The organism is Nonomuraea sp. NPDC003707, assembly GCF_053587055.1.
The window spans coordinates 51,527-77,234 of record NZ_JBSFNK010000043.1; the positions used below are offsets into that span (position 1 = coordinate 51,527).

General features: G+C 70.1%; 27 protein-coding genes. 13 read left to right on the forward strand and 14 right to left on the reverse strand.

Features of this window, described 5'->3' with window-relative positions:
- Positions 1–95 precede the first annotated feature (95 nt).
- Both ACWDRB_RS57445 and ACWDRB_RS57450 read left to right on the forward strand, forming a co-directional pair.
- Positions 96–503, forward strand: coding sequence for a YciI family protein (locus ACWDRB_RS57445; protein ID WP_449909722.1), 408 nt, complete (start codon positions 96–98; stop codon positions 501–503).
- Complete coding sequence (locus ACWDRB_RS57450; protein WP_449909725.1) at positions 500–1,645, forward strand: RNA polymerase sigma factor; 1,146 nt, start codon at positions 500–502, stop codon at positions 1,643–1,645. The genes ACWDRB_RS57445 and ACWDRB_RS57450 overlap by 4 nt, the downstream gene beginning before the upstream one ends.
- Positions 1,646–1,946: 301 nt before the next feature.
- On the opposite strand, the gene ACWDRB_RS57455 is transcribed toward ACWDRB_RS57450, so the two are convergent.
- Positions 1,947–2,516: a dihydrofolate reductase family protein gene (locus ACWDRB_RS57455; protein ID WP_449909728.1), complete on the reverse strand. Its 570-nt coding sequence runs from the start codon at positions 2,514–2,516 to the stop codon at positions 1,947–1,949.
- Positions 2,517–2,857: 341 nt separating this feature from the next.
- Positions 2,858–3,295 carry a hypothetical protein gene (locus ACWDRB_RS57460; RefSeq protein WP_449909731.1) on the reverse strand — a complete coding sequence of 146 codons (438 nt, stop codon included), beginning with the start codon at positions 3,293–3,295 and terminating at the stop codon, positions 2,858–2,860.
- A gap of 312 nt (positions 3,296–3,607) precedes the next feature.
- Between ACWDRB_RS57460 and ACWDRB_RS57465 the strand changes: the two genes are divergently transcribed.
- Both ACWDRB_RS57465 and ACWDRB_RS57470 read left to right on the forward strand, forming a co-directional pair.
- On the forward strand, positions 3,608–4,909 hold the full coding sequence (locus tag ACWDRB_RS57465) for a hypothetical protein (protein ID WP_449909734.1): 1,302 nt from the start codon (positions 3,608–3,610) through the stop codon (positions 4,907–4,909).
- Positions 4,910–5,211: 302 nt separating this feature from the next.
- Positions 5,212–6,078, forward strand: a complete 867-nt coding sequence (locus ACWDRB_RS57470) for an alpha/beta fold hydrolase (protein ID WP_449909737.1) — start codon at positions 5,212–5,214, stop codon at positions 6,076–6,078.
- Positions 6,079–6,148: 70 nt separating this feature from the next.
- Here the strand turns inward: ACWDRB_RS57470 and ACWDRB_RS57475 are convergent, their stop codons facing one another.
- From ACWDRB_RS57475 to ACWDRB_RS57485, 3 genes are all read right to left on the reverse strand, one after another.
- Positions 6,149–7,054 carry a LysR family transcriptional regulator substrate-binding protein gene (locus tag ACWDRB_RS57475; protein ID WP_449909740.1) on the reverse strand — a complete coding sequence of 302 codons (906 nt, stop codon included), beginning with the start codon at positions 7,052–7,054 and terminating at the stop codon, positions 6,149–6,151.
- Between the two features lie 638 nt (positions 7,055–7,692).
- Entirely contained in the window at positions 7,693–8,859 is a 1,167-nt protein-coding gene (locus ACWDRB_RS57480; protein WP_449909743.1) for an FAD binding domain-containing protein, read from the reverse strand.
- Positions 8,847–9,515, reverse strand: a complete 669-nt coding sequence (locus ACWDRB_RS57485) for a DsbA family oxidoreductase (RefSeq protein ID WP_449909746.1) — start codon at positions 9,513–9,515, stop codon at positions 8,847–8,849. The genes ACWDRB_RS57480 and ACWDRB_RS57485 overlap by 13 nt, the downstream gene beginning before the upstream one ends.
- 86 nt (positions 9,516–9,601) lie before the next feature.
- On the opposite strand from ACWDRB_RS57485, the gene ACWDRB_RS57490 reads away from it, so the two are divergent.
- Complete coding sequence (locus tag ACWDRB_RS57490; RefSeq protein WP_449909749.1) at positions 9,602–10,162, forward strand: TetR/AcrR family transcriptional regulator; 561 nt, start codon at positions 9,602–9,604, stop codon at positions 10,160–10,162.
- A 254-nt stretch (positions 10,163–10,416) separates the two neighbouring features.
- Here the strand turns inward: ACWDRB_RS57490 and ACWDRB_RS57495 are convergent, their stop codons facing one another.
- Positions 10,417–11,640, reverse strand: coding sequence for an MFS transporter (locus ACWDRB_RS57495; RefSeq protein WP_449909751.1), 1,224 nt, complete (start codon positions 11,638–11,640; stop codon positions 10,417–10,419).
- 82 nt (positions 11,641–11,722) lie between these two features.
- Here ACWDRB_RS57495 and ACWDRB_RS57500 point away from each other — a divergent pair, with 82 nt between their 5' ends.
- Positions 11,723–12,268 carry a CGNR zinc finger domain-containing protein gene (locus ACWDRB_RS57500; RefSeq protein WP_449909753.1) on the forward strand — a complete coding sequence of 182 codons (546 nt, stop codon included), beginning with the start codon at positions 11,723–11,725 and terminating at the stop codon, positions 12,266–12,268.
- A gap of 23 nt (positions 12,269–12,291) precedes the next feature.
- On the opposite strand, the gene ACWDRB_RS57505 is transcribed toward ACWDRB_RS57500, so the two are convergent.
- The gene (locus tag ACWDRB_RS57505; protein ID WP_449909756.1) at positions 12,292–13,029 is read right to left on the reverse strand and encodes an AraC family transcriptional regulator; all 738 of its coding nucleotides are present in this window, start codon (positions 13,027–13,029) and stop codon (positions 12,292–12,294) included.
- Between the two features lie 67 nt (positions 13,030–13,096).
- Between ACWDRB_RS57505 and ACWDRB_RS57510 the strand changes: the two genes are divergently transcribed.
- The gene (locus tag ACWDRB_RS57510; protein WP_449909833.1) at positions 13,097–14,449 is read left to right on the forward strand and encodes an MFS transporter; all 1,353 of its coding nucleotides are present in this window, start codon (positions 13,097–13,099) and stop codon (positions 14,447–14,449) included.
- Positions 14,450–14,496: 47 nt separating this feature from the next.
- On the opposite strand, the gene ACWDRB_RS57515 is transcribed toward ACWDRB_RS57510, so the two are convergent.
- The 3 genes from ACWDRB_RS57515 to ACWDRB_RS57525 all read right to left on the reverse strand — a co-directional run bounded on the left by ACWDRB_RS57515 (position 14,497) and on the right by ACWDRB_RS57525 (position 17,128).
- Entirely contained in the window at positions 14,497–15,354 is an 858-nt protein-coding gene (locus tag ACWDRB_RS57515; protein ID WP_449909758.1) for a haloalkane dehalogenase, read from the reverse strand.
- A gap of 11 nt (positions 15,355–15,365) precedes the next feature.
- Positions 15,366–15,797 (reverse strand): pyridoxamine 5'-phosphate oxidase family protein, encoded by a 432-nt coding sequence (locus ACWDRB_RS57520; protein WP_449909760.1) that lies wholly within the window; start codon positions 15,795–15,797, stop codon positions 15,366–15,368.
- A gap of 431 nt (positions 15,798–16,228) precedes the next feature.
- Positions 16,229–17,128 carry a helix-turn-helix transcriptional regulator gene (locus ACWDRB_RS57525; RefSeq protein WP_449909763.1) on the reverse strand — a complete coding sequence of 300 codons (900 nt, stop codon included), beginning with the start codon at positions 17,126–17,128 and terminating at the stop codon, positions 16,229–16,231.
- A 103-nt stretch (positions 17,129–17,231) separates the two neighbouring features.
- Between ACWDRB_RS57525 and ACWDRB_RS57530 the strand changes: the two genes are divergently transcribed.
- From ACWDRB_RS57530 to ACWDRB_RS57540, 3 genes are all read left to right on the forward strand, one after another.
- Positions 17,232–17,759 (forward strand): cyclophilin-like fold protein, encoded by a 528-nt coding sequence (locus tag ACWDRB_RS57530; protein WP_449909766.1) that lies wholly within the window; start codon positions 17,232–17,234, stop codon positions 17,757–17,759.
- Positions 17,760–17,819: 60 nt separating this feature from the next.
- Positions 17,820–18,836, forward strand: coding sequence for a zinc-dependent alcohol dehydrogenase family protein (locus tag ACWDRB_RS57535; RefSeq protein ID WP_449909769.1), 1,017 nt, complete (start codon positions 17,820–17,822; stop codon positions 18,834–18,836).
- Between the two features lie 74 nt (positions 18,837–18,910).
- Complete coding sequence (locus ACWDRB_RS57540) at positions 18,911–20,188, forward strand: multidrug effflux MFS transporter (protein ID WP_449909772.1); 1,278 nt, start codon at positions 18,911–18,913, stop codon at positions 20,186–20,188.
- On the opposite strand, the gene ACWDRB_RS57545 is transcribed toward ACWDRB_RS57540, so the two are convergent.
- Positions 20,183–20,626, reverse strand: a complete 444-nt coding sequence (locus ACWDRB_RS57545; RefSeq protein ID WP_449909775.1) for an SDR family NAD(P)-dependent oxidoreductase — start codon at positions 20,624–20,626, stop codon at positions 20,183–20,185. The genes ACWDRB_RS57540 and ACWDRB_RS57545 overlap by 6 nt on opposite strands.
- A 4-nt stretch (positions 20,627–20,630) precedes the next feature.
- A complete protein-coding gene (locus ACWDRB_RS57550; RefSeq protein ID WP_449909778.1) occupies positions 20,631–21,494 on the reverse strand; it encodes a dioxygenase family protein in 864 nt (287 codons plus the stop codon).
- A 222-nt stretch (positions 21,495–21,716) separates the two neighbouring features.
- On the opposite strand from ACWDRB_RS57550, the gene ACWDRB_RS57555 reads away from it, so the two are divergent.
- The 3 genes from ACWDRB_RS57555 to ACWDRB_RS57565 all read left to right on the forward strand — a co-directional run bounded on the left by ACWDRB_RS57555 (position 21,717) and on the right by ACWDRB_RS57565 (position 23,968).
- Positions 21,717–22,238 (forward strand): MarR family winged helix-turn-helix transcriptional regulator, encoded by a 522-nt coding sequence (locus tag ACWDRB_RS57555; protein ID WP_364265498.1) that lies wholly within the window; start codon positions 21,717–21,719, stop codon positions 22,236–22,238.
- A 99-nt stretch (positions 22,239–22,337) separates the two neighbouring features.
- Positions 22,338–23,003 (forward strand): SDR family NAD(P)-dependent oxidoreductase, encoded by a 666-nt coding sequence (locus tag ACWDRB_RS57560; protein WP_449909780.1) that lies wholly within the window; start codon positions 22,338–22,340, stop codon positions 23,001–23,003.
- Positions 23,004–23,026: 23 nt separating this feature from the next.
- Positions 23,027–23,968: an SDR family NAD(P)-dependent oxidoreductase gene (locus ACWDRB_RS57565; protein ID WP_449909783.1), complete on the forward strand. Its 942-nt coding sequence runs from the start codon at positions 23,027–23,029 to the stop codon at positions 23,966–23,968.
- Positions 23,969–24,014: 46 nt separating this feature from the next.
- On the opposite strand, the gene ACWDRB_RS57570 is transcribed toward ACWDRB_RS57565, so the two are convergent.
- Both ACWDRB_RS57570 and ACWDRB_RS57575 read right to left on the reverse strand, forming a co-directional pair.
- Positions 24,015–24,869: a helix-turn-helix transcriptional regulator gene (locus ACWDRB_RS57570; RefSeq protein ID WP_449909786.1), complete on the reverse strand. Its 855-nt coding sequence runs from the start codon at positions 24,867–24,869 to the stop codon at positions 24,015–24,017.
- A 204-nt stretch (positions 24,870–25,073) separates the two neighbouring features.
- The gene (locus ACWDRB_RS57575; RefSeq protein WP_363973617.1) at positions 25,074–25,682 is read right to left on the reverse strand and encodes a helix-turn-helix domain-containing protein; all 609 of its coding nucleotides are present in this window, start codon (positions 25,680–25,682) and stop codon (positions 25,074–25,076) included.
- Positions 25,683–25,708 lie beyond the last annotated feature (26 nt).

Below are 25,708 nucleotides of genomic sequence, written 5' to 3' on the forward strand. Positions count from 1 at the left end.
AGCTTCGTGGTCGCGGGTCAGATGGCGGTGGAAACTGCTGGGAAAATTGTCGTGTCCCAGGGCGACGGGCCGTGTACCGGAGAGCGAGATCTACCATGAAGTACCTGCTGCTGAAGCACTACCGAGGTGGCCCGGCCCCCGCTGTCGACCGGGCGCCGATGGACCGGTGGACGCCGGAGGAGGTCGACGCGCACGTGCAGTACATGCGCGACTTCGCCGCCCGCTTGGAGGAGACGGGGGAGTATGTCTCCAGCCAGGCGCTGGCGCCCGGGGGCGCGTTCGTGCGGTACGACGGCGAGGGGCGCCCGCCGGTGACCGATGGGCCGTTCGCCGAGACCAAGGACCTCATCGCCGGCTGGATGATCATCGACGTGGAGTCTTGGGACCGCGCGGTCCAGCTGGCCGGGGAGCTGTCCGCCGCTCCCGGGGCCGGCGGCGAGCCGATCCACGAGTGGCTCGAGGTTCGACCGTTCCTCACCGAGTCGCCCGCGGTGGCCGAGTGAACGAGTCGCTGCTGCGGGAGCTCGTGCCCGCGGTGATCGGTGTCCTCGTCCGACGCGGAGCCGACTTCGCCGCGGCCGAGGATGCCGTGCAGGAGGCCCTGATCCGGGCGCTGGAAACCTGGCCCGACGATCCGCCCCGCGAGCCCAAGGCATGGCTCGTCGCGGTCGCGTGGCGCAAGTTCCTCGACGCCGCCCGGGCCGAGGCGTCGCGGCGGGGACGGGAGCTCGCCGTGGAGGTCGAGCCGCCCGCCGGTCCGGCGCCCGCCACGGACGACACGCTGCGGCTCTACTTCCTGTGCGCGCACCCCACCCTGCCGCCGAGTTCGGCCGTCGCCTTGACGCTGCGCGCGGTAGGTGGCCTGACCACGCGGCAGATCGCGACGGCGTACCTGGTCCCCGAGGCGACCATGGCGCAGCGGATCAGCCGGGCCAAGCGGCGGATCGCGGGGCTGCCGCTCGACCAGCCCGGCGATCTCGGGACGCTGCTGCGCGTGCTCTACCTCGTCTTCAACGAGGGCTACGGGGGAGACGTCGACCTGGCGGCCGAGGCGATCCGCCTCACCCGCCAACTCGTCGCCCTGACCGACGAGCCCGAGGTCGCGGGGCTGCTCGCGCTCATGCTGCTGCACCATGCGCGCCGCGCGTCCCGTACCGGACCGGGAGGCCGCCTGGTGCCGCTCGGCGAGCAGGACCGATCGCGCTGGGACACCGACCTGATCGCCGAGGGGGTGACGATCCTGCAGACCGCGCTGGCCCGCGACCGGCTGGGCGAATACCAGGCGCAGGCCGCGATCGCCGCCCTGCACGCGGACGCTCGGAGCGCCGCCGAGACGGACTGGGTGCAGATCGTGGAGTGGTACGACGAACTGCTGCTCCTCACCGGCAGCCCGGTGGTGCGGCTCAACCGCGCAGTGGCGGTCGGGGAGGCCGACGGGCCGCAGGCCGGCCTGGCGGCGCTGGCTGACGTGCAGCCCGACCTGCCCCGTTACGCCGCGGTGACGGCATACCTGCACGAACGCGCCGGCGACCTCGAGCACGCCGCCGACCTGTATGCGGAGGCCTCCCGCGCCGCCACCAGCGTGCCGGAGCGCGACCATCTCACGCGCGAGGCCGCCCGGGTGCGGCAACTGCTGCGTCCGTGAGTACGCCATCACGTTGAAACTCTACGATGCCGAGCACCACGAGCAAGGCCGTCACCAAGGCCGGTGCGAGCGTCCTGCGGCGCGCCATGGATCACCTCGCGCTCACCTTAACGCCTTGCTGCCGCGCAGGTCATCCAGGTGTTTTCGCTGGACACACGGTCGAGGCCCGGGCAGGGCCGCGATGATCGCCAGCCTCCTGACCTGCACGCCACACCTGCCGACCGGGACTGATTCCCTGGCGTGTGCCCCGCAACCTTGGCATCGGCACCGTGCCGGTGGGTTCCACCGCCGCATGGGTCGCTCAGCTGGAGGGGAGCTGGTAGTGCGACACCACGACCTGGCCGTCGAGGACGCGCGAGTCGACGAGCCGCAGCTTGTGGCGCTGCTCCGGCGCGGCGAACAGCTTCCGGCCGCCGCCGAGCACCACCGGGTGCACGGCGACGTGGTACTCGTCGATGAGCCCCAGCTCGGTCAGCGCCGCCGCGAGTGCGGAGCCGCCGGTGAGGAGCAGGTCCCCGCCGCCCGGCCGGGCCTTGAGAGCGGCGACCTCCTCGGCCAGGTTGCCGCTGATGACCCGGCTGGTCCACTCATCGCCCGGGTACGTACGCGAGAAGACGATCTTCGGCGTGGCACGCCAGAACGGCGCGAAAGCGGCGACATGCGGATCGTCCAACAGCGACTCGGCGTTCGGCCAGAACCCCACCATCATCTCCCACACCGGACGTCCGAACAGCAGCGTGTCGACCCTCTTGTCCAGACCTTCGGAGTACGCCGACAACTCCGGCCCCATCACCGGCCAGTCGAACTCCCCGTCGGGTCCGTCGATGAACCCGTCCACCGACGCGTGCACCCAGTAGATGATCTTGCTCATGAGTTGCCTCCTCTTGTCCGTGCGGTCATGGGTAGGTCGGAGCCGACCGCTGTTTGTCGACATGCGATGGCGAGCAGGCTCGGCATGCCAAGGCGACCCTTCTGCGTCGCTGTCGCTGCCTGCGACTCTGGCCTGCCGCGACAGGCCGGGACATCCGTGCAGACCCCCTGACCGCCACGGAAGGGGCACGGATTCGCCACGGAGCCCGTCCGTACCCCTTGACGTCGGCGTCCACCGCCGACCGCTACTCCGCCCTGGTGAACGCCGCGGCATTGACCTGGGCGTTCAGCCTGATCGCTTGGTGTTCCGGTGGGGGTCCCCTAACGGAACACCCGCCACGATCACGCGGCCGTCGGCCTGTGGCCCCTCGTCCTTGCCGCCGTCTTGAGCCGGGCCGCTGTGGCCGGCACCGCCAGGACGCGGACGCCTTCGTGCAGGTGCCCGACCGGCTGGCCACCGCGGATGGCCCGGCCGACGCGCTCGGCCGGGCTGCGCGACAGGTACGGCTGGCGCGGCGTGATCCGCTCGACCGGGAACAGCAGGAGCACGGCGAGCACCAGCGTGACCGCGGCGCCATGCTGCTCGGCATGCGTCGCGAGGCCACCGGCGCCACACTGCTCGGCATGCGTCGCGAGGCCACTGGCGCCACACTGCTCACCATGCACCGCGAAGCCGGCAAGGGCCATGCTGCCTGGCAAGAAGACCGGCCGGCCACGCGCCATCGGCCCCACCGGACTGGCCGCACCGCGCCGCCTGGTCGACGTCGGCATCTCGGTCACCGAAGCCGCCCGCACCCTCAAAGTCGACCGATCCACCGGCTATGCAGCACTTGCGCGACCCTGACCAGCAGCCATCCCACCAACATGCCAGCTCTGCTCGGCCGCGCCCCCAGCAAGATCGCTCTTATCGATAACGGCTGTCCGGCGGTTCCTCGACCCCCGGAACTGCAGGTCCTGCGCATCACTTCGAGTCGGCACGCTCCCGTCGAAAGTCGTGCGGGCGCGAGCGCGGCACAACAGGTCACGTTTTCTGAATTTTATTTTCTGGAAAATCAAAAATGGTAGGCTGCCGCCGTGACTCCGGATGCCAGTGTGGTAACGCCTTGTAAGCACTGTGGGTCGCCGATCGAGCAGCGGCGGGGGAGAGGGCGGCCCAAGGCGTACTGCCCTGAGAAGGACTGCCAGGCGGCGGCCAAGCGGGAGCGGGAGTTGCGGCGGGCCACGCCTGGGCTGGAGGGGGCGCTGGCCAGGGCCGAGCAGTTGTACGACCGGATGGAGAGCGGGCTGACCGCCGCCATCGAGCCGCTGGCGCGGGCGCTGGCTGCGGAGCTGAGTCCGGCGGGGGTCGAGGCGAAGCTGAGCGCGATGCAGGCCGAGGCGCACACGCGCGTGGCGATCGCCCGTACCGAGCGGGAGCAGGCGTTCGAGCAGGTACGGCTGGCGCGCGAGGCCGCCGAACACGCCCGCAGGCAGACGGCCGAGATGCGGGTACGGCTCGAAGAGGCGCAGGGCGAGCGTGAGACGGCACTGGGGGATGCCGAGCGGGCGCGGGAGCAGGCACTGGCCGCGTTGCGGGAGGCTGCGAGTACCGAACGACAGGCGCTGCAGACCGCCGAAGAGGCGAAGCTGCGCGCGAAGACGGCCGAGCGGCGGGCCGAAGAGGCGCTGCATCGGGGCGAGTTGACGGAGCAGGCCAGGGACCAGGTCGTTCATGAGCTGGCCGAGCGGGCGGAGCTGGCCGAGCGGCGTACCGCTGAAGTCATGGAGCAGGCTGAGCAGCGCACCGCCGAGGCGCGGGCGCAGGTCGTACAGGCTCAGGAGGAGGCCGAGCGGGCACGGGAGGAACGCGACCGGGCCCGGGACGAGACGGCGGCGGCGGTGCGGGAGCGTGAACAGGCCGAACGGAAGCTGATCGAGGCGCAGACCCGCGCGGAGGCGGCGGCACAGGAGCGGGACCGGACGGTGGAGCGGGCCGTCACAGCCGAACGGGCGGCGGCGGAGGCCGAGCGGGATCGGGCCGTGGCACTCAAGGAAGCCGAGCGGGACCGGGCCATGACACTCAAGGAAGCCGAACGCGATCGGGCCTTGGCACTCAAAGAGGCCGAGCGGGACCGGGCGGTGGTGCTCAAGGACGCCTCGCAGGCGGCGGCCGAGGTGGAGCGGCTGGAGGGGAAGGTGGCGGAGGCTTCCGCGTCGCTGACCCGGGAGCGGAAGCTGGCCTCCCGAGAGAAGTCCCGGGCCGATGCCGCGGCGAAGGAGCGCGACGGGTTGCTGGCGGAGCTGAGGCTGGAGCGGATGCGGCTCGAGGATCTGCGGGCCGAGTTGGAGGCGGCACGGGCGGAGGCGGCGCAGCTGCGGGAACGGGCGGTGGCCGCGGAACTTCGCTCGTCCTAGACGGCCCAGCATTCCCGAAGCTGCCCCCAAGTGTGGAGCAGCAGTGTCATGGCACTTCAGCGGGGCCGTGACCGCTGAGGATTGTGCAGCGGGTCGATGGGACAGACTCGTTGAGGTCGGCAAATCCCAGAAGCAATGCTTCAACCGAATTGGATGTCCGACCCATTCTCACGGGCGATTCTGTCGATGAGCAAGGGAGCCAGATGTCGGCGAGTTTGGGCGCCATGTGAAGATCAGCGGCCTGAAAGTGTCGATGAGTTTGACGCCAGTACTCGGACCTCGACTGCCTTACACTCACGTCCATGACCGTGGCCATGATCGAGTTGGGTGAGGGTAGGCAGCTGCGCACTTGGACCACGGGCTCAGTGATCCCGCAACGATTTCCTGTGGTTATGCTGCACGGCGGTCCAGGGGTCCCCGACTATCTGGCTCCGGCCGCCGGCATCATCGACGACCTGTGCCTGGTCCACCGCTACGACCAGCGAGGCACCGGCGGGTCCTCCTGGGAGGGAGAGCACACGATCGCCCGCCACGTTGGGGACTTGGTGTTGTTGCTCGATGCATGGGGGCACGACCGTGTCGTTCTGGTGGGGCATTCGTTCGGAACCAATCTGGTCGGCTACTTCTTGCTGGCCCATCCCGAGCGCGTGGCCGGACTGATTCAGATTGCCGGGCCGTTTCTGGATCCTTGGCGGGAAGCCGACCGAGCAGCACAGCGAGCACGACGCACTGATGACCAGCAGATCAGGCTCGATGAACTGGATGCGCGCGAATCGCGCACAGAAGCCGAGGAGATCGAATACCTCACGCTGGCGTGGTCTACTGACCACGCCGACCGAACTCGGGCCTGGGAATGGGCACTGGCATCAGCCCGCACGCTACGGCCTATCAACTACGCGATGAACGCCCAGCTCAACGCGGCCAAGAAGGCTGATCCTCTCGAATCACACGTGGACGAACTTCGCGAGCGCCTGCCGTCCGGCGCGGTGATCATCGGCGGAGCCGGCGACAGCCGCCCCGCTGATGCCCTACGACGTCTCGGGACACGCCTCAACTGCGAGGTCATCATCATCCCGAACGCGGGGCACCATCCGTGGCTGGAGGCACCGGACCAGTTCGGTGCGGCGTTCCGTGCTGCAGTGGAGGAGCAGACCCGAAGGGCTAGCTGACGGGCCAACGCCCGCCTATGCCAGACACGCCCGGAGCTCAATGCAGGAAGGCATCGGGCACGGCCGTGCGCTACAGTGCGCGGCCTCCTTGTGTGCTCAGCTCGTGGCAGTTGCGGCACAGGGACCACATGGTTGCGACGGAACCAGCCGATGTCGCCTTCCACACCGCCCTTTTCATGGGCGCCTTCCTTACCGGGCTGGCAGTAGAAGGTCTCCAGCCCGGCCCAGCCGCGGAAGGCCAGCCACCGTTGCGTCTCAACCCGAGCTCGGGACAGACCCAGTACCTGGGCGATCTGTCGTAACGTACCTTGCCGCGAGGGGCACGCCGCCCAACACGCTGAATGCGTGCACGTGACCCTCCAGGAACGCCTCTTGACCGCTCGAGATGGACACGCGGTGCACGGCTTGCCGGAGTAGGACCCGGGCCGGTCAGGACGAGCCTGCGTTCCAGACGCGGCAGCAGGGGGATCAGGGTGAGGGTGTCGGGCAGCATGCTGGCGGCGAGGGATGGGATGATCGCGACGCCGAGCCCGGCCTCCACCATGGCCAGCAGTGTGGTGAACTCGCGAATGCGCTGGGTGGGCCGGTAGGGCAGGCCGGTCAGCACGTGCAGGTGTTTGACCGGGGCCTCGCAGCTGGAGGTGGTGGCCAGCAGCGGGTCGTCCAGCAGGTCGGCCAGCTCGATGGACTCCTGGCCTGCCAGCGGGTGGTCGCTGCGTACCACGGCCTCATAGGCGTCGGTCACGAGGTGGAGGGCGCCGCGTGGCATCGGGTCCGGGTCGATGAGGACGGCTGCGTCGACCGTGCCGCTCTCCAGCCACTGCTCCATCTCCTCGTCGAGGCCCTCGAAGATCCTGATCTCGACGTCAGGCAACTGCTCGTGCCACAGCCGCAGCAGGCCGGGCAGCCACGGGTGCGCTGTTCCGGCGGACCCTGCCGGCGATGGCGGTGACCCTGGCGGTGTGCGCGTTGGCATTCTTCGGACTCCTCAGGGCGCCGTCCTCCTACGCGCCGCCGGAGCGAGCCGTGCAGGCCAAGGTCATGGACGAGCTCGTACCGGAAGACTCCCTGTCTGTGAACGACTATTGGATCGACAAGAGCGGCGTGAAGTTCACCCATCAGGACGTAGCGCTCGCGCTCGCCGGCCCTGCGGGACAGACGAGACGACCAAGAAGTACGCCAAGTGCTCATTCAGCCATGGCTATCGGCAGGTGGCCGAATTCCACCGCGCGAGCAGGTTCTGGCGGTTCCAATGGACCGAAGCGGGAATCCTGCTCATCCCCGCTCTCGCATTGGGCGGTGTCGCCGTCCGGCGCACCCTTCGGCCTCGTATCTGAAGCCAGTTATCGCCTCATCACGGTGACGGGACGGCCTGGCGCAAGGGCTTTGGCCGACGTCCTGCGGCGCCGTGTTCACCAAGCAGGCGCCCGGCGACAACACGCGCGGCTCCAAGCCGAGCCGGATGGCCGATGGTCCGGTCAGGCGGTGCGCAGGCTGAAGGTCTCCGCCAGTACCCTGACCCGGGTGAGGCGGGCCGGAGGAGGGCGGCGGAGTCCGGCGGCACGCGGTGCTCGCCCTGTACGGCCTGCCCGGGGCCGGCCCGGGAACGCTGTGTCAGCCGATTCGGTCGGGCATCGCCGCGGGAGCGCTGAGGCCCAGCCGATGTCCGAGGCTTACGCCGTGCCGGTAGAGGGCGGCTCCTTCGGCGAGCCGGTCCTTCTCCCACGCCTGCAGGGCGGTGTCCACGGATGGGAACTGCCCCAGGGCGGTGAAGAGGGCGATGGCGTCTGTGGCCGCCTTCTCCGCGCTGGCCGCCGTGTGCGGCCGGACCACGAACGCCGCATCCCCGGTGAGCAGCATCCGGTCCTTGCGCATCCTGCTGACCCGCCCGTCGAGGATCGCCTGCGCGAACGGCTCGCGGGTGTGCTCAACGAGCCGGCGCAGGGGCTGGGGCAGCGACGCCCGTGCGCGGGCCAGTAGTTCGGCGTGCACCTGCGGTGCGATCAGCCCCGGAGGCAGGGACGGTCCGTGGGCGATGCCGTCCCGGTCGGTGGTGATGCGGTCGAGCCCGGCCGCATCAGCCCGTACGTACCACACCCAGTTCATCCGGCGCCCGCCCGGCCGGGTCGTGCCGAAGTCACCGGGGATGAAGTAGCACAGGAACTGAGCCTGGTCCCCGTCGTAGAAGCTGAAGCGGTCACGCAAGCTCGTGCTCAGCTCCTCGGGGAGCTCGGCTTCGTCGATCACGCCGCGGTAGGCGACATACCCGGCGTACCGCGGAACGCCGTCCGGCGCGACAAGTCCGCGATGCCGGGACGCCGAGCCGTCCGCGATGATCGCCAGGTCGACGGAGTGGACGGCCCCGCCGACCTCGACGGCGACGCCATCGGGCCGGGACGTGAGGGCGGTCACGTGCTGCCCGTCGTGGTAGCGCGCGACGTCCAGGCGGTCCCGCAGGGACGTGTAGACCGCTCCCCAGGAGATCATCCGCTGCCGCATGAGCGTGTGGTGGCTGTGCCCGTCCCGGGTGAAGAATTGCCGGTGTGTGACGGGGACGCTGATCCGGTCGGGATCGACGCCGCAGAACGTGCTCAGGAACCAGGCGACGCCCGGCTGCAGCACGATCCCCGCGCCGCGGTCGTCGGGGCGGCCCGCCGATCGCTCCCAGACCGTCACCTCCAGCCCCAGTTCGGCGAGCGCGACCGCCTGGAACAGGCTGCCCAGCGAACCGCCGACTATGCCCACTGTCTTGATGTCCGCCATTCCGGTCACAGCGAGCACACCCCTTCCTCGCAGCCGGGCGGCCGGGTGGCATGGCGCTCGAGGACCTCGGCGAGCGCCTCGGTCTCGGCCGCGCCGGTGATCGCCTGGTCTCCCACGATCAGCAGCGGTACGCCCCGAAGACCCATGTGTTCGGCGAGCTGCTCCTCCTCTCGCACGGTCGCCTCCAGCGCCGGGTCCGCCAGCCGCGCGGCCACGTCAGCGTCGAGCCCCATCTCCGCGCCGAGCCGGGAGAGTACGGTCGTGTCGCCGATGTCCTGGCCCTCGGAGAAGTAGGCCGCGAGCAGGCGGTCGGCCATCGCGGCACCGCGCCCCGCCTCGCGTTCCGCCAGGGCGATCAGCCGGTGCCCGGCCCGGGTGTTCGGCGTCCTGGTCATCGCCTCGTAGTCGAAGACGATGCCCTCGCCCCGGCCCGCCGGCACCGTGCCGGCGTCGAGCTGCAGGGAACGCTCCCAGCTGCCGAACTTCTCACTCCGGTAGCGGCGCCGGTCCATCCCCTCCGGCGGCATCTCCGGGTTCAGCTCGAAAGCGTGGTGGCGAACGTGGAAGCGCCGGCCGGTGCGCTCTTCGACGATGCCGACGGCGCGCTGCAGCCGGCGTCCGCCGATGTAGCACCAGGGGCAGATCAGATCGCTGAAAAGGTCGAGGGTGAGCATGGAACCTCCTAATCGAACCGACTAGTCTGTTCGATGCGAACAGCGGCGCAGTCGTCCCCATTCCCCGCTTCACACCGGAGGTGCCGATGACCACCCCTGAGACCACCCGCGCCAAGATCGTCGCGGCTGCGGCCGATCTGTTCACTCGCTGTGGCGTACGGGCGGTGGGCATCAACGAGATCTGGCGCGCCGCCGAGGTGGCGAAATCGACCCTCTACCAGCACTTCCGGTCCAAGGACGAGCTCGTCGCCGCTGTCCTGCGTCAGCGCAACGACGAGTGGTGCGCGCGCCTGCGCACTCTCGCAACCGCCGCCGAGACGCCGCAGGACCGACTCCTCGCGATCTTCGATCTGCTGGGCGAGGAGTTCGCCGAACCCTCCTACCGCGGCAGCGATCTCATGAACGTCGCCGCCGAATACCCCGACGCCGATCACCCCGTGCGTCTCGCGATCCGCGACCACAAGCGAGAGATCCTCCGCTACCTCGCCGAACTCGCCGCCGCGGCGGGAGAGACGGCCCCTGACACAGTCGCGGCCACCGTGCTCACGCTCGCTGACGGAGCCGCCTGCGTCCGCGTCGGCCTCGGCGACCCGACCGCTGCCGGCCTCGCACGAGAGGCGGCATCACGCCTGCTGGCACAGCGCTGACCACGGCGCCAGCCCCACAACCCCACGGCTCCTGTGTCCACTCTGTGACGCTGCAGCGTCGCGCACGAACCTCAGTAGCACTCGGACGACGCCGGGCGGCACCTATCCGCGCGCACGGCCTCAGCCCAGCCGCGCCGTCGGCGCTGGTCAGGATTCCCTACGCACGCCCCGAGGGTGGCGGACGAGGGGATAGTGCTGCCGCGGATCACTCCATTATCTGTGGCATCGCTGATCGGGGCCTAGCCTGCCGACGATCAGTTGTCGGCCACGTGATCAGATTCACCTTCGGCCGGGACCGTGGCGGGTGCCGGCAGGCGCGAGGCGATCCGACTGGCGACGGTGGCCAGGATGGCACCTGCCATGGCTGCGATCGCGGCGGCGCCGAAGGCGGTGGCGCCGGTGTCGTGGGGGCCGGTGAGCTGGCCGGCGACGGCGGTGCCCAGGCCGTAGCCGGCCCAGGTGAAGGTGTTGAGCCAGGCGAAGACCTCGGTGCGGTAGCGGGCGGGGGCGTGTTCGGCGAGCAGGGTCGGCACGACGGCGTCGCGTGGCCCGGTCACCAGCCCGACAAGAGTGATCAGTATGGCGAGTGTCATGAAGCCGGGCGCCCAGCCTCCGGCGAGCAGGACGGCCGCCTCGGCGAGCGAGAGCAGGACCAGCAGGCGCCCGCTGGTGACGGGCCACGCACGCGCGCCGTACCCGAGAGTGCCCAGGAGGGCGCCGGCCGACAGCAGGCCCATCAGTACGCCGGCGGAGGAAGCGGAGCCGAAGACGGTGGCCGAGGCGACCGTGGCGATGCGCAGGCAGCCGAAGGTGAACGTGCCCAAGGCGGCGATGGTCAGCAGCACGAGAACCGGCCGATGGGTGAGCGGCCCGGCCAAATGGAGCCTGCCCGGCGTGGTGGAAGCGGTCTGTCGTGTCGCAGGGGAGGCCAGCAGCAGCGCGGTGCCGAGCAGGACGGCGGCGCCGGCGGCAGTCACCACGCCCTGGGCGGGGACGGCCCAGGTCAGGACCGGCACGAGCAGGGGGCCGGCGATGAAGGTCAGCTCGTTGACGGCGTTGTCGACCGCGTAGGCGGCGGGCAGGGAGGTGGCGGGTACGAGGCGTGGCCAGGCGGTTCTGATGACGGATCCGGCGGGCGGGGTGGTGGCGCCGAGCAGTACGGCGGCGCCGATCATCAAGGCGGGCGGGGCGAGCAGGAGGAGAGCGTAGGCGAGGGCGTGGGTGGCCAGGTAGCCGGCCAGCGCGCGGCGGGGGCCGTACCGGTCGGCGATGCGCCCGCCGATGGGCGCGCACAGGGCCAGGGCCAGCGCGTGGCCGGTGAGCACGAGGCCGGCGGTGGCGTAGGAGCCGAGCCGGTCTACGGCGGCCAACAGCAGGGCGAGGCTGAGCACGGGCGTGCCCAGCTTGACGATGAGCCCGGCGACGAGCAGGTGCGGGACGCCCGGTAGGGCGAACAGGCGGCGATAAGGTGCGAACATGGCGGACTCCGTTACCCTCTAACTGGATTACGCCTATGACACACGGAAGGATGTTACTGGTCAAGTGGAGATAGCCTGTAACGTGACTCGGCAGGCGCCGCTGATCGCCGAGTTGGTCAACCTGGCCACGGCATACCGGCGGGGCGGCGCCTCGGTGCGGCCACTGGCGGGCGACGACCTCGCGACGACGTTCGCCACCCATCTCGGCGACAGTACGAGTGAGGCCCTGCGCGCCGTTCCGGACGCGGGGCGGCACCTGGCCGAGCTGGCCGCCGAGTTGCGGCAAGCGCTCCTGGCCGAGCAGCCAGCCGAGCAGGCCGCCCGCATCAACGCCATGATCCGCAGGTACGGTGCGCAGCCGTACCTGGTCGAGGATGTCGGCCAGCCGTTCCACCTGCACTTCCACGGCTCGGGCGGCACCCAGGTGGAGGGGCTGGGCGGTGAGTTCGCCACAGCGCTGGCCCTCATCGTGGACGGCTTCGGCCCGGACCGCTTCGGGGAGTGCCAGGCACACCAGTGCGAGGCGGTCTACATCGATCTGACCCGTAATGGGTCGCGTCGTTACTGCAGCGCCGCGTGTACGGCCCGCGCCAAGACCGCCGCCTATCGCAGCCGCCGCCCGGCCTGATCAAGGCTTGAATTCAACGACATTCAACGGCTGAGCAGGTAGCGCCGGGGCGTGGTGCCGACCGTGCGGCGGAAGGCCGCCAGGAACGCGCTCGCCGTGGCGTACCCCACGCTGTGCGCCACCCGCGACACCGGCTGGCCCTCGGCCAGCAGCGGCAGGGCGGCGCGCAACCGTACCTGCGTACGCCAATGGTCGAAGCTCATGCCCACGTCGCGCACGAACAGCCGTGTCAACGTCCGCCTGCTCACGCCCGCCGCGCGGGCGTGCGCCTCCAGGCTGCGCGGGTCGGCGGGGTCGGCCAGCAGGGCGGCCGCCACCACCTGGACCCGCTCGTCGGTGGGCTGCGGCACGTCGATGGGGCGGGTGGGCAGCGGGCGCAGCAGGTCGGGCAGCACGGCCTCCGCGCGCAACCGCGCGTCGTCGGCGAGGTCGGTCCGGGCCAGGTACCCGATCAGCTCGGCCAGCAGGCCGTCCACGCCGACCGCGGTGGGCTCGGGCCAGTCCAGCGGGCAGCGTTCCGGCGCCAGATAGAGGCTGCACAGTACGGCGTCGCGGGTCGCGCCGGTCGCGTGGGTGACACCCGCGGGCAGCCACAGTGCCCGGGTGGGCGGCAGGACCCAGTACACCTCGCCCACTTCGACGCTCAGGACGCCGCGCCGGGTCCAGGCGAGCTGGTGGTGGGTGTGATCGTGCGGGGGGATCCACTCTCCCGAGGTCAGCGGGAAGTGCCCGACGATGATCGCGCCGCCCATGTCCTCCATGCGACATAGTCTGGCCCCATCGCGAATTGTGGCCAAATGCGGCGGATCATAGCGTCGTCGGGTGCCGATGATTGTGTTGTGTCTTGTCCAGTTCATGCTTGTTCTCGATGACACCGTCGTGAGCGTGGCCCTGCCCAGCATCCGCGATGAGCTGGGCTTCAGCGCGTCCGGGTTGCCCTGGGTCGTCAACGCCTACTTTCTGTCCTTCGGCGGTTTGCTGCTGCTGTGCGGCCGGATGGCGGATCTGCTGGGCCGCCGCCGCGTCTTCCTCATCGGGGTGGCGCTGTTCGGGGTGGCCAGTCTGGCGTGCGGGCTGGCGCAGGAGCCGTGGCAGCTCGTGGTCGGGCGGTTCGTGCAGGGAGCGGGTTCTGCGATGGCCAGTCCTGCGGCGATGTCGATGATCACGTTGCTGTATCCGGGGCCGGAGGAGCGGGCCAGGGCCCTGGGTGTCTGGGGCGGCATCGCGGCCCTCGGCGGGACCTCGGGCCTGGTGCTGTCCGGGGCGCTGACCGACCTGGTGTCCTGGCGCTGGATCTTCCTGATCAACCTTCCCGTCGTCGCCGTGACCCTGGCGTCGCTGCCCCGCCTGGTCCCCGAGTCCCGCGCCCCCGGGCGGCGCAGCCTCGACATTTCCGGCGCGGTCCTGGTCACGGGTGCCGCGGTGTCGCTGGTGTACGGGCTGCTGCGGACCGGAGAGACCGGCTGGAGCGATCCGCTCGTCATCGGCGCCGTCGGGCTCTCCGCCGCCTTGGCGGTGGTGTTCCTGGTGGCCGAATCGCGGGCGGAAGCGCCGTTGGTGCCCAGATCGTTCCTGGCCTCACGGACGCGGGCGGTCGCCAACGGCGCGACCCTGCTGTTCTCGATGGCGATGTACGCGATGTCGTTTCTGCTGATGATCCAGATTCAGACCGCTCTGGGATACAGCCCGCTCCTGGCCGGCATCGCCTATCTGCCTTACGGCGGCGGCATCCTGGCGGGCATGTGGCTGTCCTCCCGCATCTCCCTCAGGATAGGGACGCGCTGGGCGCTCCTGCTCGCCTTCCTGATCAACATCGCCGGCCTGCTGCTGCTGTCCGGCGTGGCGGCGGGCGACTCCTATGCCGCCCATGTCCTGCCCGGCATGCTCATCCTGAGTGTGGGCAACGGGCTGAGCCTGCCCGTCATGGCCATGACCGCGGTCGACGGCACCACCGAGGAGGACGCTGGTCTCGGTTCGGCCCTGTTCACCTCGGTCCAGCAGGTCGGTGGCGCCGTCGGGGTGGCCGCGCTGGCCGTCATGGGCTACTCGGGTGGGCTCACGGCGGGCGCGATCTGCGTGGCGCTCGGTGCCGTACTCGTCGTCGTGCTGCTGCCCTCGCGCACCGGCGGGACGCGACAGCCCTATCAGCCGTCCGCGCCCGGGCGGGCCGACCGAGGGTGACGCAATCGGCGGAGGGCACCACCGCGACCGAACGCCGGCAGTTCGGGCTAGCCCGCCAGTTTGGCCAGCCAGCTCTCGATGTCCGCCGCGATGGCCAGGGGCTGGTCCTCCGGCGTGTGATGCCCGGCGACCTCCTCGTGCTCCACGATCTCCAACGCGGCCACGTTCTTCGCGCACCAGGCGACGGTCTCCGACGTCCACATCGTGCCGATGCCGGGACGGAAGCCGATCATGAGCTTCGGCACCTCGACGCTGGTCGCCAGCCACCGGTCGAACGCCTCGATCCTGGCCACGACGTCGGCCGGCTCCCCGCCCAGCGGCAACGAGCGTGCCCAGCGCAGCTGCGGCAGGCGGCTCTCCCTGGTCGGGTAGGGCTGCATGTACGCGGCCATGTCCTCCTCGGTGAGCGGGGCGGTGACCGTGGTGGGCAGGCCCTGCCTGAGGAAGGCGTCATCGTCGAGGATCATGGACTCGCCCACGCCCTCGGTCTTGATCGCCCGGAACAGGTCGCGGCCGTCCTCGGGCAGCTCGTCCCAGCTCATCGGCTTGACGATGGCCTCGGTGAAGGCGATCCCGCGAACCCGGTCCGCGTGGCGGGAGGCCCAGTCGAAGGCCAGCGCGCCGCCCCAGTCGTGGCCGACCAGCACCACGTCGTCGAGGTCGAGCGCGTCGAACCAGGCCTCCAGGTAGCGGGCGTGGTCGGCGAAGGTGTACTCGATGGCGGGCTTGCCCGACTCGCCCATGCCGATCAGGTCGGGAGCCAGGAGACGGCCGTGCCCGATGGCGGGCATGACGTTGCGCCACAGGTAGGAGGAGGTCGGGTTGCCGTGCAGGAAGACGATCGGCGCGCCGGCGCCGAGCTCCCGGTAGTGCATGGTGGAGTCGAGCACGTTCTGAAAAGGCATGTCGGATCCGTTCAGGTGTTGAGTGTCATGATGCGGTCCACCGCGATCTCGATCACGACCCGGCCTGGCGGCGCGGGCGGCGGCGAACCGTAACGTCGGAGGTAGCGGCGGGCAGCCTCGGCCACCCGGCGCGGATCGTCGGACACCGTCGCGGTGCCCTCAAGGGTGACCCAGCGGAACCCGTCGACCTGGCAGAGCGCGGCTCGGCCGCCCCGTACCAGGTTGCGGGCCTTGCGCGAGGCGGCGACGGTCAGCACGCGGGCCATTTCCCGCTCGCCGTCCCAGGTGAAGCGCACCGCCACCACGTGCGGGGACCCGTCGGGCCGCAGGGTCGTCAGCGTGGCCACGCGGGGCTCGGCCAGGAAGGACCCCACCGAGCCGGTCGGGCCGACGGTCGGCGGCGCGACGTCGCCGCCCGCCTCGGCGGCCGTGACAACGATCATAATTCTGCCTCGCACAGTTAGTGAGTTGACTGACTCAATTACGAACCATAGTGGGTGAAGAGAGCGGATGGAACCTCCCAGCCCCAAGCAGTGGGCGCGGCCGAGGTGATGTTCGAGCGGGAGTTCACCACGGCCACGATGCAGCGCCTGCCGCCCGCGTTGCAGGAGTTGATCGCTGCATCCGGCCCGGACCCGGACGGTGAGGAGGCCGGCAGCGCATCGGCCTGCCCGGAGATGCTGTTCGAAGGGACCTCGGAGAAGGTCGTGGAGGCCTGGCGGGCGCGGGCGCTGCGGATGCGTCCGTCCGACTTGGCCGCTGCCCCCGAGGCGATCCGGTGGACGCTGCTGGACGGTGATGATCCAGATCGTGCTGCGCGATCCGTCCTGGCAAAAGCGGCTGAGCCCGCACCCGCCGATCGGGTGCTTGTGCGTCAGGTGCGCTCGATGCCCGGGTGGTCGGTGTCCTGGGGCCGGTCGGTGTGCTCATGTGTGGCGGCCCAGGAGGCGAGCAGGCGGAGCGCGTCCTCGGACGGGGAGCCGGGTTCGGCTGCATAGATCGTCATGGACAGGTCGGGCTCGGCGCGAAGGTCCATGCTTTCGTAGGTGAGGGTGAGGTCGCCGACGATGTGGTGGCGGAAGTGTTTGACGCCGGTGCCGTGGGTGCGGACATTGTGGGCTCCCCAGCGATGACGGAAGTCGTCGCTGCGGGTGGAGAGTTCGCCGACCAGGTCGTGCAGGATCTTGTCGTGCGGGTCTTTGCCGGCGGCGGTGCGCAGATTGGCCACGGTCATGTCGGCGGCCAGGTCCCAGTCGGGGTAGAAGCGGCGGGCTGCGCTGTCGAGGAAGGTGAAGCGGGCGAAGTTCGGCGGCCGGGTGGGATCGGCGTAGAGGTCGCTGTACATGGCCCGCCCCAGGTGGTTGGCGGCCAGCAGATCCGATCGGTTGTTGCCGATGATCGCCGGGGCGGTGGTGATGGCGTCGAGCATCCATTGCAGGCCGGGACGTGCCGTCGGCTGCTTGGGACGGCGCCGGCGCAGGATGGTGTTGCTGCCGTCGGCCTCGTGTGCGAGGCGAAGCAGGTGAGCGCGTTCGGCGTCGTCCAGCTGCAGGGCGCGGGCGATCGCGTCGAGGACGCCGGCCGAGACTCCGGCCAGGGAGCCGCGTTCGAGCTTGGCGTAGTACTCCACGCTCATCCCGGCCAGGGCGGCGACCTCGCTGCGCCGTAGTCCGGGGACGCGGCGCTGGCCGGCGACGGGCAGGCCCGCCTGCCCAGGGGTGATCTTGGCGCGTCGTGAGGTGAGGAATTCGCGCACATCGGACCGGTTGTCCATGACATGACGGTACGCCAGCCTCTGGGCAGGTTGGGAGGTACTGGTAGTACATCCATCAGGAGTGACTTCCTCGCTCCTGGGCTGCTCGGATGTGCTGGATGCCATGACCGATGCCGTGACCGTCGCCGCCTGGACCCGCTGCCTGGCCCGTGCTCTGCTGGCCGCCCCGCTGGCCGCCGTCCTGGCCGGGTGCGCGCCCCCGGCGAACCCGCATATCTCCGAGCCGCTGTCGACCACGGCGGGCGTCACTTCGGGAATGGCAATGGTGCTGCGGTTCGGCGACCAGGCCGTCACCGCGACCCTGACCGACACGCCGCCGTCACGGCAGTTCGCCGCGATGCTGCCGTTGACCCTGCAGTTGACGGACGCGTGGGGACAGGCAAAGGCAGGGCGGCTGCCGCGCGCGCTCACGGCCCAGGGCGGTGCTCCGGTTCACGATCCCACCCCGGGCGAGGTCTACTTCTGGCCCTCGAGCGGAGTGATCGCCGTCTACTACGACGATCTCGGCCAGGTGGTCCCTGATCCGGGCCTGGTCCGCCTCGGCGTCGTCAAGGCCGGCTTGGACAGGCTCGCCGCAGCGGGCAAGCAGGTCACGGTCCGGATCGAGCCGGCCGCCGCGACCCGCCCTTGACCTGTCCGTTCTGAACCGGCGGCCGTCTCCATCACCGCCTATCGAGGAAGTGCTCTTCTCATGCATGTTGCTGTCATGACCGCTCCCGGACAGGTCCTGGTCGAGGACCGTCCCGAACCGCAGATCATCGAGCCGACCGATGCGATCGTCCGCTTGTCGGCGACTTGCATCTGCGGCTCGGACCTGTGGCCGTATCGGGGCGTGGAGAAACTGGACGGGCCGCGGCCGATGGGCCATGAGTACGCCGGCATCGTCGAGGAGGTCGGATCCGCGGTCACCGCGGTGCGGCCCGGCCAGTTCGTGGTGGGCTCGTTCTTCGCCTCCGACAGCACCTGCGAGATCTGCCGGGCCGGCTATCACAGCTCCTGCATCCACCGTCAGGGCGTCAGCGGCGCCCAAGCGCAGTACATGCGCGTCCCTCTCGCCGACGGCACGCTGATCGCCACGCCCGAAGTCCCCTCGGACGACCTGATCCCCGGCTTCCTGGCCGCCTCCGACGTGCTGGGCACCGGCTGGTTCGCCGCGGTGGCCGCCGCGGCCGGCCCGGGCAAGACCGTCGCGGTCGTCGGCGACGGCGCCGTCGGGCTGCTCGGCGTACTGGCGGCCAGGCAACTCGGCGCCGAACGCATCATCGCGATGAGCCGGCACGAGGCCCGCCAGAACCTCGCCCTCACCTACGGCGCCACCGACATCGTCACCGAGCGCGGAGAGGAAGGCGTCACCCGGATCAAGGACCTCACGGACGGGCTCGGCGCCCACAGCGTCATCGAGGCCGTCGGCACCCAGGAGTCGATGATGCAGGCCATCGGCTCCACCCGGCCTGGCGGGCACGTCGGCTACGTCGGCGTCACCCACGACGTGCATCTGCCCGGTTTGGGCCTGTTCTTCTCCCACGTGCACCTGCACGGCGGCCCCGCCCCGGTGCGCCGCTTTCTGCCCGAGCTGATGCGGCTCATCTGGGAGCGGCAGATCGACCCGGGCAGAGTGTTCGACCTCAGCCTCCCGCTCGCCCAGGCCGCCGACGGCTACCGGGCGATGGATGAGCGCCGTGCCATCAAGGTGCTGCTGCACCCGTAAGCCCGGCGACACCGCCCGCCCCGCCGTTCACCGGCCGGGAGCGATCGACGCAGCGAGCACATGGAAGGAACAGCGTGACCGGCACGCCCACGAACACCGGCCCGGCAGCCCCTCTCCCCGGCAACCTCAGGGCAGGCAGGCGCGAACAGGCCGTTGAGCGCCCCCTCGCGATCGTGCTCGGCCTGCTCACGATCTTCGGTCCCATCTCCATGGACCTCTACCTGCCCGTCCTGCCCGCACTGACCGCCGAACTGCGATCCGCTACCTCGACCGCGCAACTCACCATCACCGCCTGCCTGTTCGGGCTGGCCCTCGGACAGCTCATCGCCGGTCCCCTGTCCGACCGGTACGGCCGACGCCGCCCTCTGCTGGCCGGCGTCGCCGCGTACGTGCTCACCTCGGCGTTGTGCGCCATCAGCCCCACCATCGAGACGCTCATCGCCGCCCGATTCGTCCAGGGCCTGGCCGGCGCCGTCGGCATCGTGATCGCCCAAGCAGCCGGCCGTGACCTCTACTCCGGTCGCACCCTGGTGCGGTACTACGGCCGGCTGACCGTGCTGGCCGGGCTGGCGGCCATCATCGGCCCGGTCATCGGCGGGCAACTCGCCTCCATCACCGACTGGCGTGGGCTGTTCCTGTTCCTCGCCGCGGTCGGCGTCGCCATCTTTCTGGCCTCGATCGTCGTCCTGCGCGAGACGCTGCCGCGTGAGCAGCGCGTCACGGGAGGGCTGACGCCTATGGCCCACGACTTCCGGCGGCTGCTCGCCGACCGGGTGTTCCTCGGCGCGGTGCTGGTCAGCGGCTTCACCAACGCCGCGATCTTTGCCTACCTCGGTGGTGCGACCTACGTCCTGCAGGGCATCTACCGGCTCTCGCCGCAGCAGTACTCCTTCGCGTTCGGCCTGAACTCCCTCGGCTTCATGGTGTTCGGCTACCTCGGCGGCCGGCTGGCCGAACGCTGGTCGGAGCGGAAAACCCTGGCGATCGGACTGGGCATGTGCTGGGCCGGCGCGGCCGGGCTGCTGGCCGCCGCCGTGCTGCACCTGCCTCTGATCGCCGTCGTACTGTCGCTGCTGGCGATGGTCAGCGGCGTCGCCGTCACCTCCGCACCCGCGGCCTCGCTCGCTTTGTCCGGCTACCCCGACATCGCCGGCACCGCCTCCTCCCTGCTGGGCGTCGCCCGCTTCGCGTTCGGCGGCCTGTCCGCGCCTCTGGTCGGCCTCGGCGGCGCCGACACCGCCGTCCCCCTCGGCCTCGTCACCCTCGTGTCCGTCGGCCTCGCGGTGACCGCCTGTACCCTCATCATCAAGCCCCGGCGTCGCGACCGGCAGCTCAGGCGGGTTCCCTCATGACCGCCCGCAAAGGACCTGATCATCCCCACCGACAGCGGTCATCATGAGGACCCGCCCGTGCTCGGCACGACGCAGGGCCGGCAGCAACAGTTGGGTGAGGTGATAGCGGCTCAGGTAATTGACCGCGAAGAAGAGGTTGAGCCCGTCGGCGGTGCGGACATCTGTCGGGGTCATCACTCCGGTGGTGTGCAGGAGTGCGTCGACATGGTCGGTTTCCGCCAGGACGCGTTGGGCGGCCTGGCGGGCGCCGGCATGAGTGGAGAGATCAACGGCGAGGAACGAGGCGCGCTCGGCCGCGTTCCCGAAGGACGCGAGCGCCTGCTGCCCTTTGCGTGGATCGCGCCCGAGGAGGACGACCCGGTGACCTCGGGCCAGGAGGTCCCGCGCCGCCTGCAGGCCGATCCCGCTGTTGCCGCCGCTGACGATGATGGACGCCACGGTCTCAGGCCGTCGGCCGCAGGACGTAGTCGTAGGTGAGGGTGCGGTACGGCACGCTGAGGCCGCGGGCCTGATAGTCGGCCGGATCGTCGTGGAGTTCGGTCCTCTTGACGGCGGGCTGGGGGATGGGGCCTTCGATGGTGCCGCTGAGGAGCGGGTCGCCGTCGAAGTAGATCTGGGTGGTCAGCGGATGGACACCATCGGCTGAGACGATGGCGTGAATGTGCAGGGGACGCATGCCTGGCAGTTCCAGCGCCTTGGTCAGGGCGGCCAGCGGGCTGCCGTCCTTGTCGATGCCGAGTGTTTCGGCGCCGGGCATGATGCTGCGGAACTCGTAGTGGCCGTCGCTGTCGGCGATGATCCTCGCCCGGAGGTTGTACTTGGGGATGTCTGTCGAGTCGTTGGGGATGTCGAGACCCCCGAAGTCCTCGGTGGTGAGTCCTGAGTAGACGCAGTTCGCGTCGATCTGCCAGATGTCCAGGATCGCGCCTGGCAGCGGCCCACCCGAGGTGGACCGCACCGTTCCCGAGACGATCAGCGGGTCGCCCGGCTCGTCGGGTCGCATCGGCAGCACGGCGGGGCTTTCCAGCAGCGGGGCGCCGGGGAGGTAGGCCGGGCCCTCCATCTCCCAATAGCCGGCGCCGTCCTTCTCCGGATGGGCGTAGGTGGCGCCCTCGGTGGCCTTCAGCACGCTCTTGATGAACAAGATGCCCGCCGGCTGCAGCTCACCGGCGGCGGCGACCTGCTGGATCCACCCGATCGCGGCGAACAGTTCCTCGATGGTGACCTGATGTTTGCCGATGACGTCATCGATGGCGCGGCGGAGGTCGCCGAAGACGACCTGGAGTCTGGTGTCTGACGTGCTCATCGCACTTCCTTTCGTGAACCTGGATGCGGACGGGGGCGTCTACGCCGGCTTCGCCTTCGGCCGGGTCGGCTTCATGTCGCCCACCAGGAGGAACGCGGCCCGGAGAATCGCGTTCATAGCCCGTCCTAACTACAAGCTTGGAGTGAAGCTAGCATAAGATTACTCCAAGCTAAAAGTGATCGAGAGTTGTGAGCACTCCAAGCTTGGAGCTAAGCTGACGGCATGGACGACACGAGGGAGACGCGCTGGCTCGATGCCGAGGAGCAGCAGAACTGGTACGCGCTCGCGTACGCGCTGATCCGCCTACCGGCCGCGCTGGACGCGCAGATGCAGCGTGACGCGGGCATCAGCCACTTCGAGTACCTCGTGCTGTCCGGGCTGTCGATGATGCCCGAGCGCACCCAGCGGATGAGCGAGCTGGCCGTCTACACCGCCAGCACCCTGTCCCGGTTGTCCAACGTCGTCATCAGGCTGGAGAAACGCGGCTGGGTGTCGCGCAGGCCGGATCCGGCCGACGGCCGCTACACCCTGGCCACCCTCACCGAGGACGGCTGGGCCAAGGTCACCGAGGCCGCACCCGCGCACGTCGCCGAAGTCCGCCGGCTCGTCTTCGACCCGCTGACCAAGGCCCAGCAGCAGCAGATGGGCCGCATCGCCCAGCGCGTCCTCAAAGCCATCGATCCCGACACGCCCAGCATCGAGGACTGCTTCCCCGACGCCGCACCCCCGCTCAACGGCGAGTAACACACCCGCCAGACCCCGCCTGCGGACGCCCGCCGCCCCAAGGCGTAGTTCGCCGTGCCCGCACGCGGCGTTTTCGTACGCACAACAAGGAGTAGACGCATGCCCACCATCGCCATCGTCGGAGCCGGACCCGGCATGGGCCTGTCGATCGCCAAGGTCTTCGGCCGTCACGGGTTCCAGGTCGCCCTGATCGCCCGCGGCAAGGACAACCTCGACGCCCTCGTGGCGCAGCTGGCCGCGGACGGCATCACCGCAGCCGGCTTCCCCGCCGACGTCTCCGACCTGCCGGTGCTGACCACCGCGCTGGCCCAGGCCACCGACCACTTCGGCGGCATCGACGTCCTGGAGTACTCCCCGCACGGCGGCCTGACCATGGTCAACCCGCCGGAGGTGACCGTGGACAACCTCCAGCCCGCGATCCAGCACCTTCTCTACGGCGCGGTCACCGCCACCCAGGCGGTGCTGCCCGCCATGCTGGCCGCCGGCGCCGGCACCCTCCTATACACCACCGGCGGCGGCGCCATCAACCCGTACCCGATGCTCGCCACCATGAACACGGCGCAGGCCGCCCTGCGCAACTGGGTCCTCAACCTGCACAACACCCTCGCCGACCAGGGCATCCACGCCGCGACCGTGGCCATCAACCTCCTGCCCAGTGTCGCCGCCCCCGAAGGCGTCCCGCACGCCGACCCGGACGACATCGCCCAGATCTACTGGGACCTCCACACCCGCCGCGACCGGCCCGAACACCTCGTCACCGCCTGACGGCCACCGAAGGGACCACGACAGTGACCACCCGCATCACCACACCATTCACCGCCACCTCCACCGCCGCCGAAGTGGCCGCCGGCATCGACCTGTCCGGCCGTCGGGCCATCGTCACCGGCGCATCGTCCGGCATCGGCGCCGAGACCGCCCGCACGCTGGCCGACGCCGGCGCCGAGGTGACCCTGGCAGTCCGCAACCCTGCCGCTGGCGAGCACGTAGCGCAGGACATCATCGCCGGCACCGGCAACAAGCAGATTCACATCGCCGTGCTGGACCTCGCCGACCAGACCTCGGTGGCGACGTTCGCCGCCGCCTGGCAGGGCCCGCTGCACATCCTGGTCAACAACGCCGGGATCATGGGGGTCCCGCTGACCCACACCCCGGACGGCTGGGAGCTGCACTTCGCCACCAACCACCTGGGTCACTTCGCGCTGACCACCGCCCTGCACCCGGCGCTCGCCGCGGCCGGGGACGCCCGGGTCGTCTCGGTCAGCTCCTCACAGCACCGGCTCTCCCCGGTCGTCTTCGACGACCTCCACTTCCAGCGGCGACCGTACGATGCGCACGCCGCCTACGGGCAGTCGAAAACGGCCAACGCGCTGTTCGCGGTCGAGACCGCCCAGCGGTGGGCCGGCGACGGCATCGCCGTCAACGCCGTCATGCCCGGCGTGGTCCGCACCAACCTGATGCGCCACGTCGACCGTGACCTGCTGGCGCAGTTCGAGGCGAGCGGCGCCCCCGCACTGCCGTGGAAGACAACGGAACAAGGAGCCGCAACCTCAGTTCTCCTCGCAACCTCTCCGCTGCTCGCGGGAGTCGGCGGCCGCTACTTCGAAGACTGCAACGAGGCCGAGCCACTGGGCCCGGACAACCTCCACGGAGGCGTCGCCGCCTACGCACAAGACCCCGACCAGGCCGCACGCCTCTGGCAGGTCTCCACCGACCTGCTCGCCGGCGCGTGAACGCCCGACTCGACCCAGTCGTCCCGTCAGGATGAAACGGCGGCCCTCATCGATGACTGCGGTGGGCGGTCTCCGGGCCGACGACACGGAGGAGCTCGAGAGCCTCGATGCTCTTGGATCCGGGCGGCGGCGTGAAGAGGCGCAGGCGCTGGTCCGCGGCCTGCGTCTGCAGCATCTCGTAGTCGAATTCGACGGGCCCGATGGACGGATGCATGACGCGCAGCCGGCTTTCGCGGCGCACGGCGACCTCGTGCCGCTGCCAGAGGGCGGCGAACTCCTCGCTCGCCGCCTCGAGCCGGGCGATCAGGGAACTGGAGGAGTGATCGTAACCGCGGCGCGTCGCGGCGGCACGCAGGTCCGCGACGTGCAGGCGGCTCAGGCGGTCGTGTTCCTCGGTGGGGTACGGCTCGCGCACGAACGGGTCGGTGAACCAGCGCCACACGATGTTCCGGTCCGGTTCTTCGATCGTGCACACGCACCCGAACAGGGCCTCGGCCAGGGGGTTCTGCGCGAGCAGATCGCCGAGGTCAGTGAGGAGCTGGGCGGGCGTGTCGCCCAGCCGGTCGAGCAGGTAGAGCAGGCCGGGACGGACGTGATTTCCGGCGCGCGCCCCTTCGGGCGGCCGGTGGCCCGCCAGCAGGTAAAGGTGATCTCTTTCGTCCTCGGTCAACCGCAATGCCCGGGCGAGCGCGCTCAGTAGCTGGGCCGACGGCTGGGAGCTGCGTGCCTGCTCGAGCCGCATCACGTAGTCGGCCGACACCCCGGCCAGCTGGGCCACCTCTTCGCGGCGCAGGCCGGACGTGCGGCGCCGCGGTCCGGCGGCCAGGCCGACCTCCTGCGGCTGGAGCCGCTCGCGGGAACGACGAAGGAAGTCCGCCAGCTTGGCCCGGTCCATCTTCATGCCATCCATCCTCGGTGCCTCGGCCCACTGCTTCTGCCGCGCACGCCAGGAGAGCCGATCCTAGGGAGATTCGCTCTTCTCCTCATCGCCGCACGCTTCTGGACGACGGGAGCGAGCTCACAGTCGAACTGCTCGCCGCCGTGCTCTTGCCGTGAGGTTGGCGATGCCTAGCCGGCTTTGTCCAGGCTCGCAAGCTGCGGCCGATCAGGTTCTGCGCGAGATGACCATGATGTACTCGCAGGGAGCGTTCGTTCGGTTGGCGAAGCCGTGGTCCGCGTCGGCCTGGAAGAACAGGGAGTCGCCTGTGTTCAGGGTCTCGCTGATCCCGCCGATCGCGACGGTGAGGGTGCCTTCGAGCACCACGAGTTGTTTCTCCGTACCCGGCGGATACGCGGGCAGCAGCCCGGTAGAGACCTGCGCGGGGAGGTAGTGGACGACCATCTCGGCCCCTCCCGCGCCCGGGGCCGCTGACACCATGTGCCGCTCGAAGCCGGTTTCCGGGTCACGGAAAACGGGGCGATCGTTCTTGCGCATGACAATGGCCACACCAGACGCGGCAGCAGCCGGCGCACCGATCAGCTCCGAGAGCGACGCGTCGAGCGCGTGGGCGATCCTGGACGCGACGCCGATCGTCGGGCTCTTCTCACCGCGTTCGACCTTGGACAGCATCGCCCGGCTGACCGACGACTGTGTGGACAGCTGCTCCAGCGTCAGGCCCGCCTCCTCACGGCGTCGCCGCACGTTACCGCCGAACGCGCCGGCCAGGTCGTCACCGTGCTGCGGTTCGGCCGCGTTTCCGTCTTGCTCGACCACCGTGCTCCTCGATCGATGGGTACTTC

What these genes read in the sequence shown, in the direction of transcription:
- ACWDRB_RS57470 (WP_449909737.1), top strand. Translation starts at nt 5,212, where the DNA reads ATGACCGTGGCCATGATCGAGTTGGGTGAGGGTAGGCAGCTGCGCACT.
- ACWDRB_RS57475 (WP_449909740.1), bottom strand. Translation starts at nt 7,054, where the DNA reads ATGCCAACGCGCACACCGCCAGGGTCACCGCCATCGCCGGCAGGGTCC.
- ACWDRB_RS57570 (WP_449909786.1), bottom strand. Translation starts at nt 24,869, where the DNA reads ATGAAGATGGACCGGGCCAAGCTGGCGGACTTCCTTCGTCGTTCCCGC.
- ACWDRB_RS57520 (WP_449909760.1), bottom strand. Translation starts at nt 15,797, where the DNA reads ATGATCGTTGTCACGGCCGCCGAGGCGGGCGGCGACGTCGCGCCGCCG.
- ACWDRB_RS57505 (WP_449909756.1), bottom strand. Translation starts at nt 13,029, where the DNA reads ATGGAGGACATGGGCGGCGCGATCATCGTCGGGCACTTCCCGCTGACC.
- ACWDRB_RS57495 (WP_449909751.1), bottom strand. Translation starts at nt 11,640, where the DNA reads ATGTTCGCACCTTATCGCCGCCTGTTCGCCCTACCGGGCGTCCCGCAC.
- ACWDRB_RS57455 (WP_449909728.1), bottom strand. Translation starts at nt 2,516, where the DNA reads ATGAGCAAGATCATCTACTGGGTGCACGCGTCGGTGGACGGGTTCATC.
- ACWDRB_RS57485 (WP_449909746.1), bottom strand. Translation starts at nt 9,515, where the DNA reads ATGCTCACCCTCGACCTTTTCAGCGATCTGATCTGCCCCTGGTGCTAC.
- ACWDRB_RS57445 (WP_449909722.1), top strand. Translation starts at nt 96, where the DNA reads ATGAAGTACCTGCTGCTGAAGCACTACCGAGGTGGCCCGGCCCCCGCT.
- ACWDRB_RS57510 (WP_449909833.1), top strand. Translation starts at nt 13,097, where the DNA reads ATGATTGTGTTGTGTCTTGTCCAGTTCATGCTTGTTCTCGATGACACC.
- ACWDRB_RS57535 (WP_449909769.1), top strand. Translation starts at nt 17,820, where the DNA reads ATGCATGTTGCTGTCATGACCGCTCCCGGACAGGTCCTGGTCGAGGAC.
- ACWDRB_RS57550 (WP_449909778.1), bottom strand. Translation starts at nt 21,494, where the DNA reads ATGAGCACGTCAGACACCAGACTCCAGGTCGTCTTCGGCGACCTCCGC.
- ACWDRB_RS57555 (WP_364265498.1), top strand. Translation starts at nt 21,717, where the DNA reads ATGGACGACACGAGGGAGACGCGCTGGCTCGATGCCGAGGAGCAGCAG.
- ACWDRB_RS57560 (WP_449909780.1), top strand. Translation starts at nt 22,338, where the DNA reads ATGCCCACCATCGCCATCGTCGGAGCCGGACCCGGCATGGGCCTGTCG.
- ACWDRB_RS57530 (WP_449909766.1), top strand. Translation starts at nt 17,232, where the DNA reads ATGACCGATGCCGTGACCGTCGCCGCCTGGACCCGCTGCCTGGCCCGT.
- ACWDRB_RS57525 (WP_449909763.1), bottom strand. Translation starts at nt 17,128, where the DNA reads ATGGACAACCGGTCCGATGTGCGCGAATTCCTCACCTCACGACGCGCC.
- ACWDRB_RS57515 (WP_449909758.1), bottom strand. Translation starts at nt 15,354, where the DNA reads ATGCCTTTTCAGAACGTGCTCGACTCCACCATGCACTACCGGGAGCTC.
- ACWDRB_RS57490 (WP_449909749.1), top strand. Translation starts at nt 9,602, where the DNA reads ATGACCACCCCTGAGACCACCCGCGCCAAGATCGTCGCGGCTGCGGCC.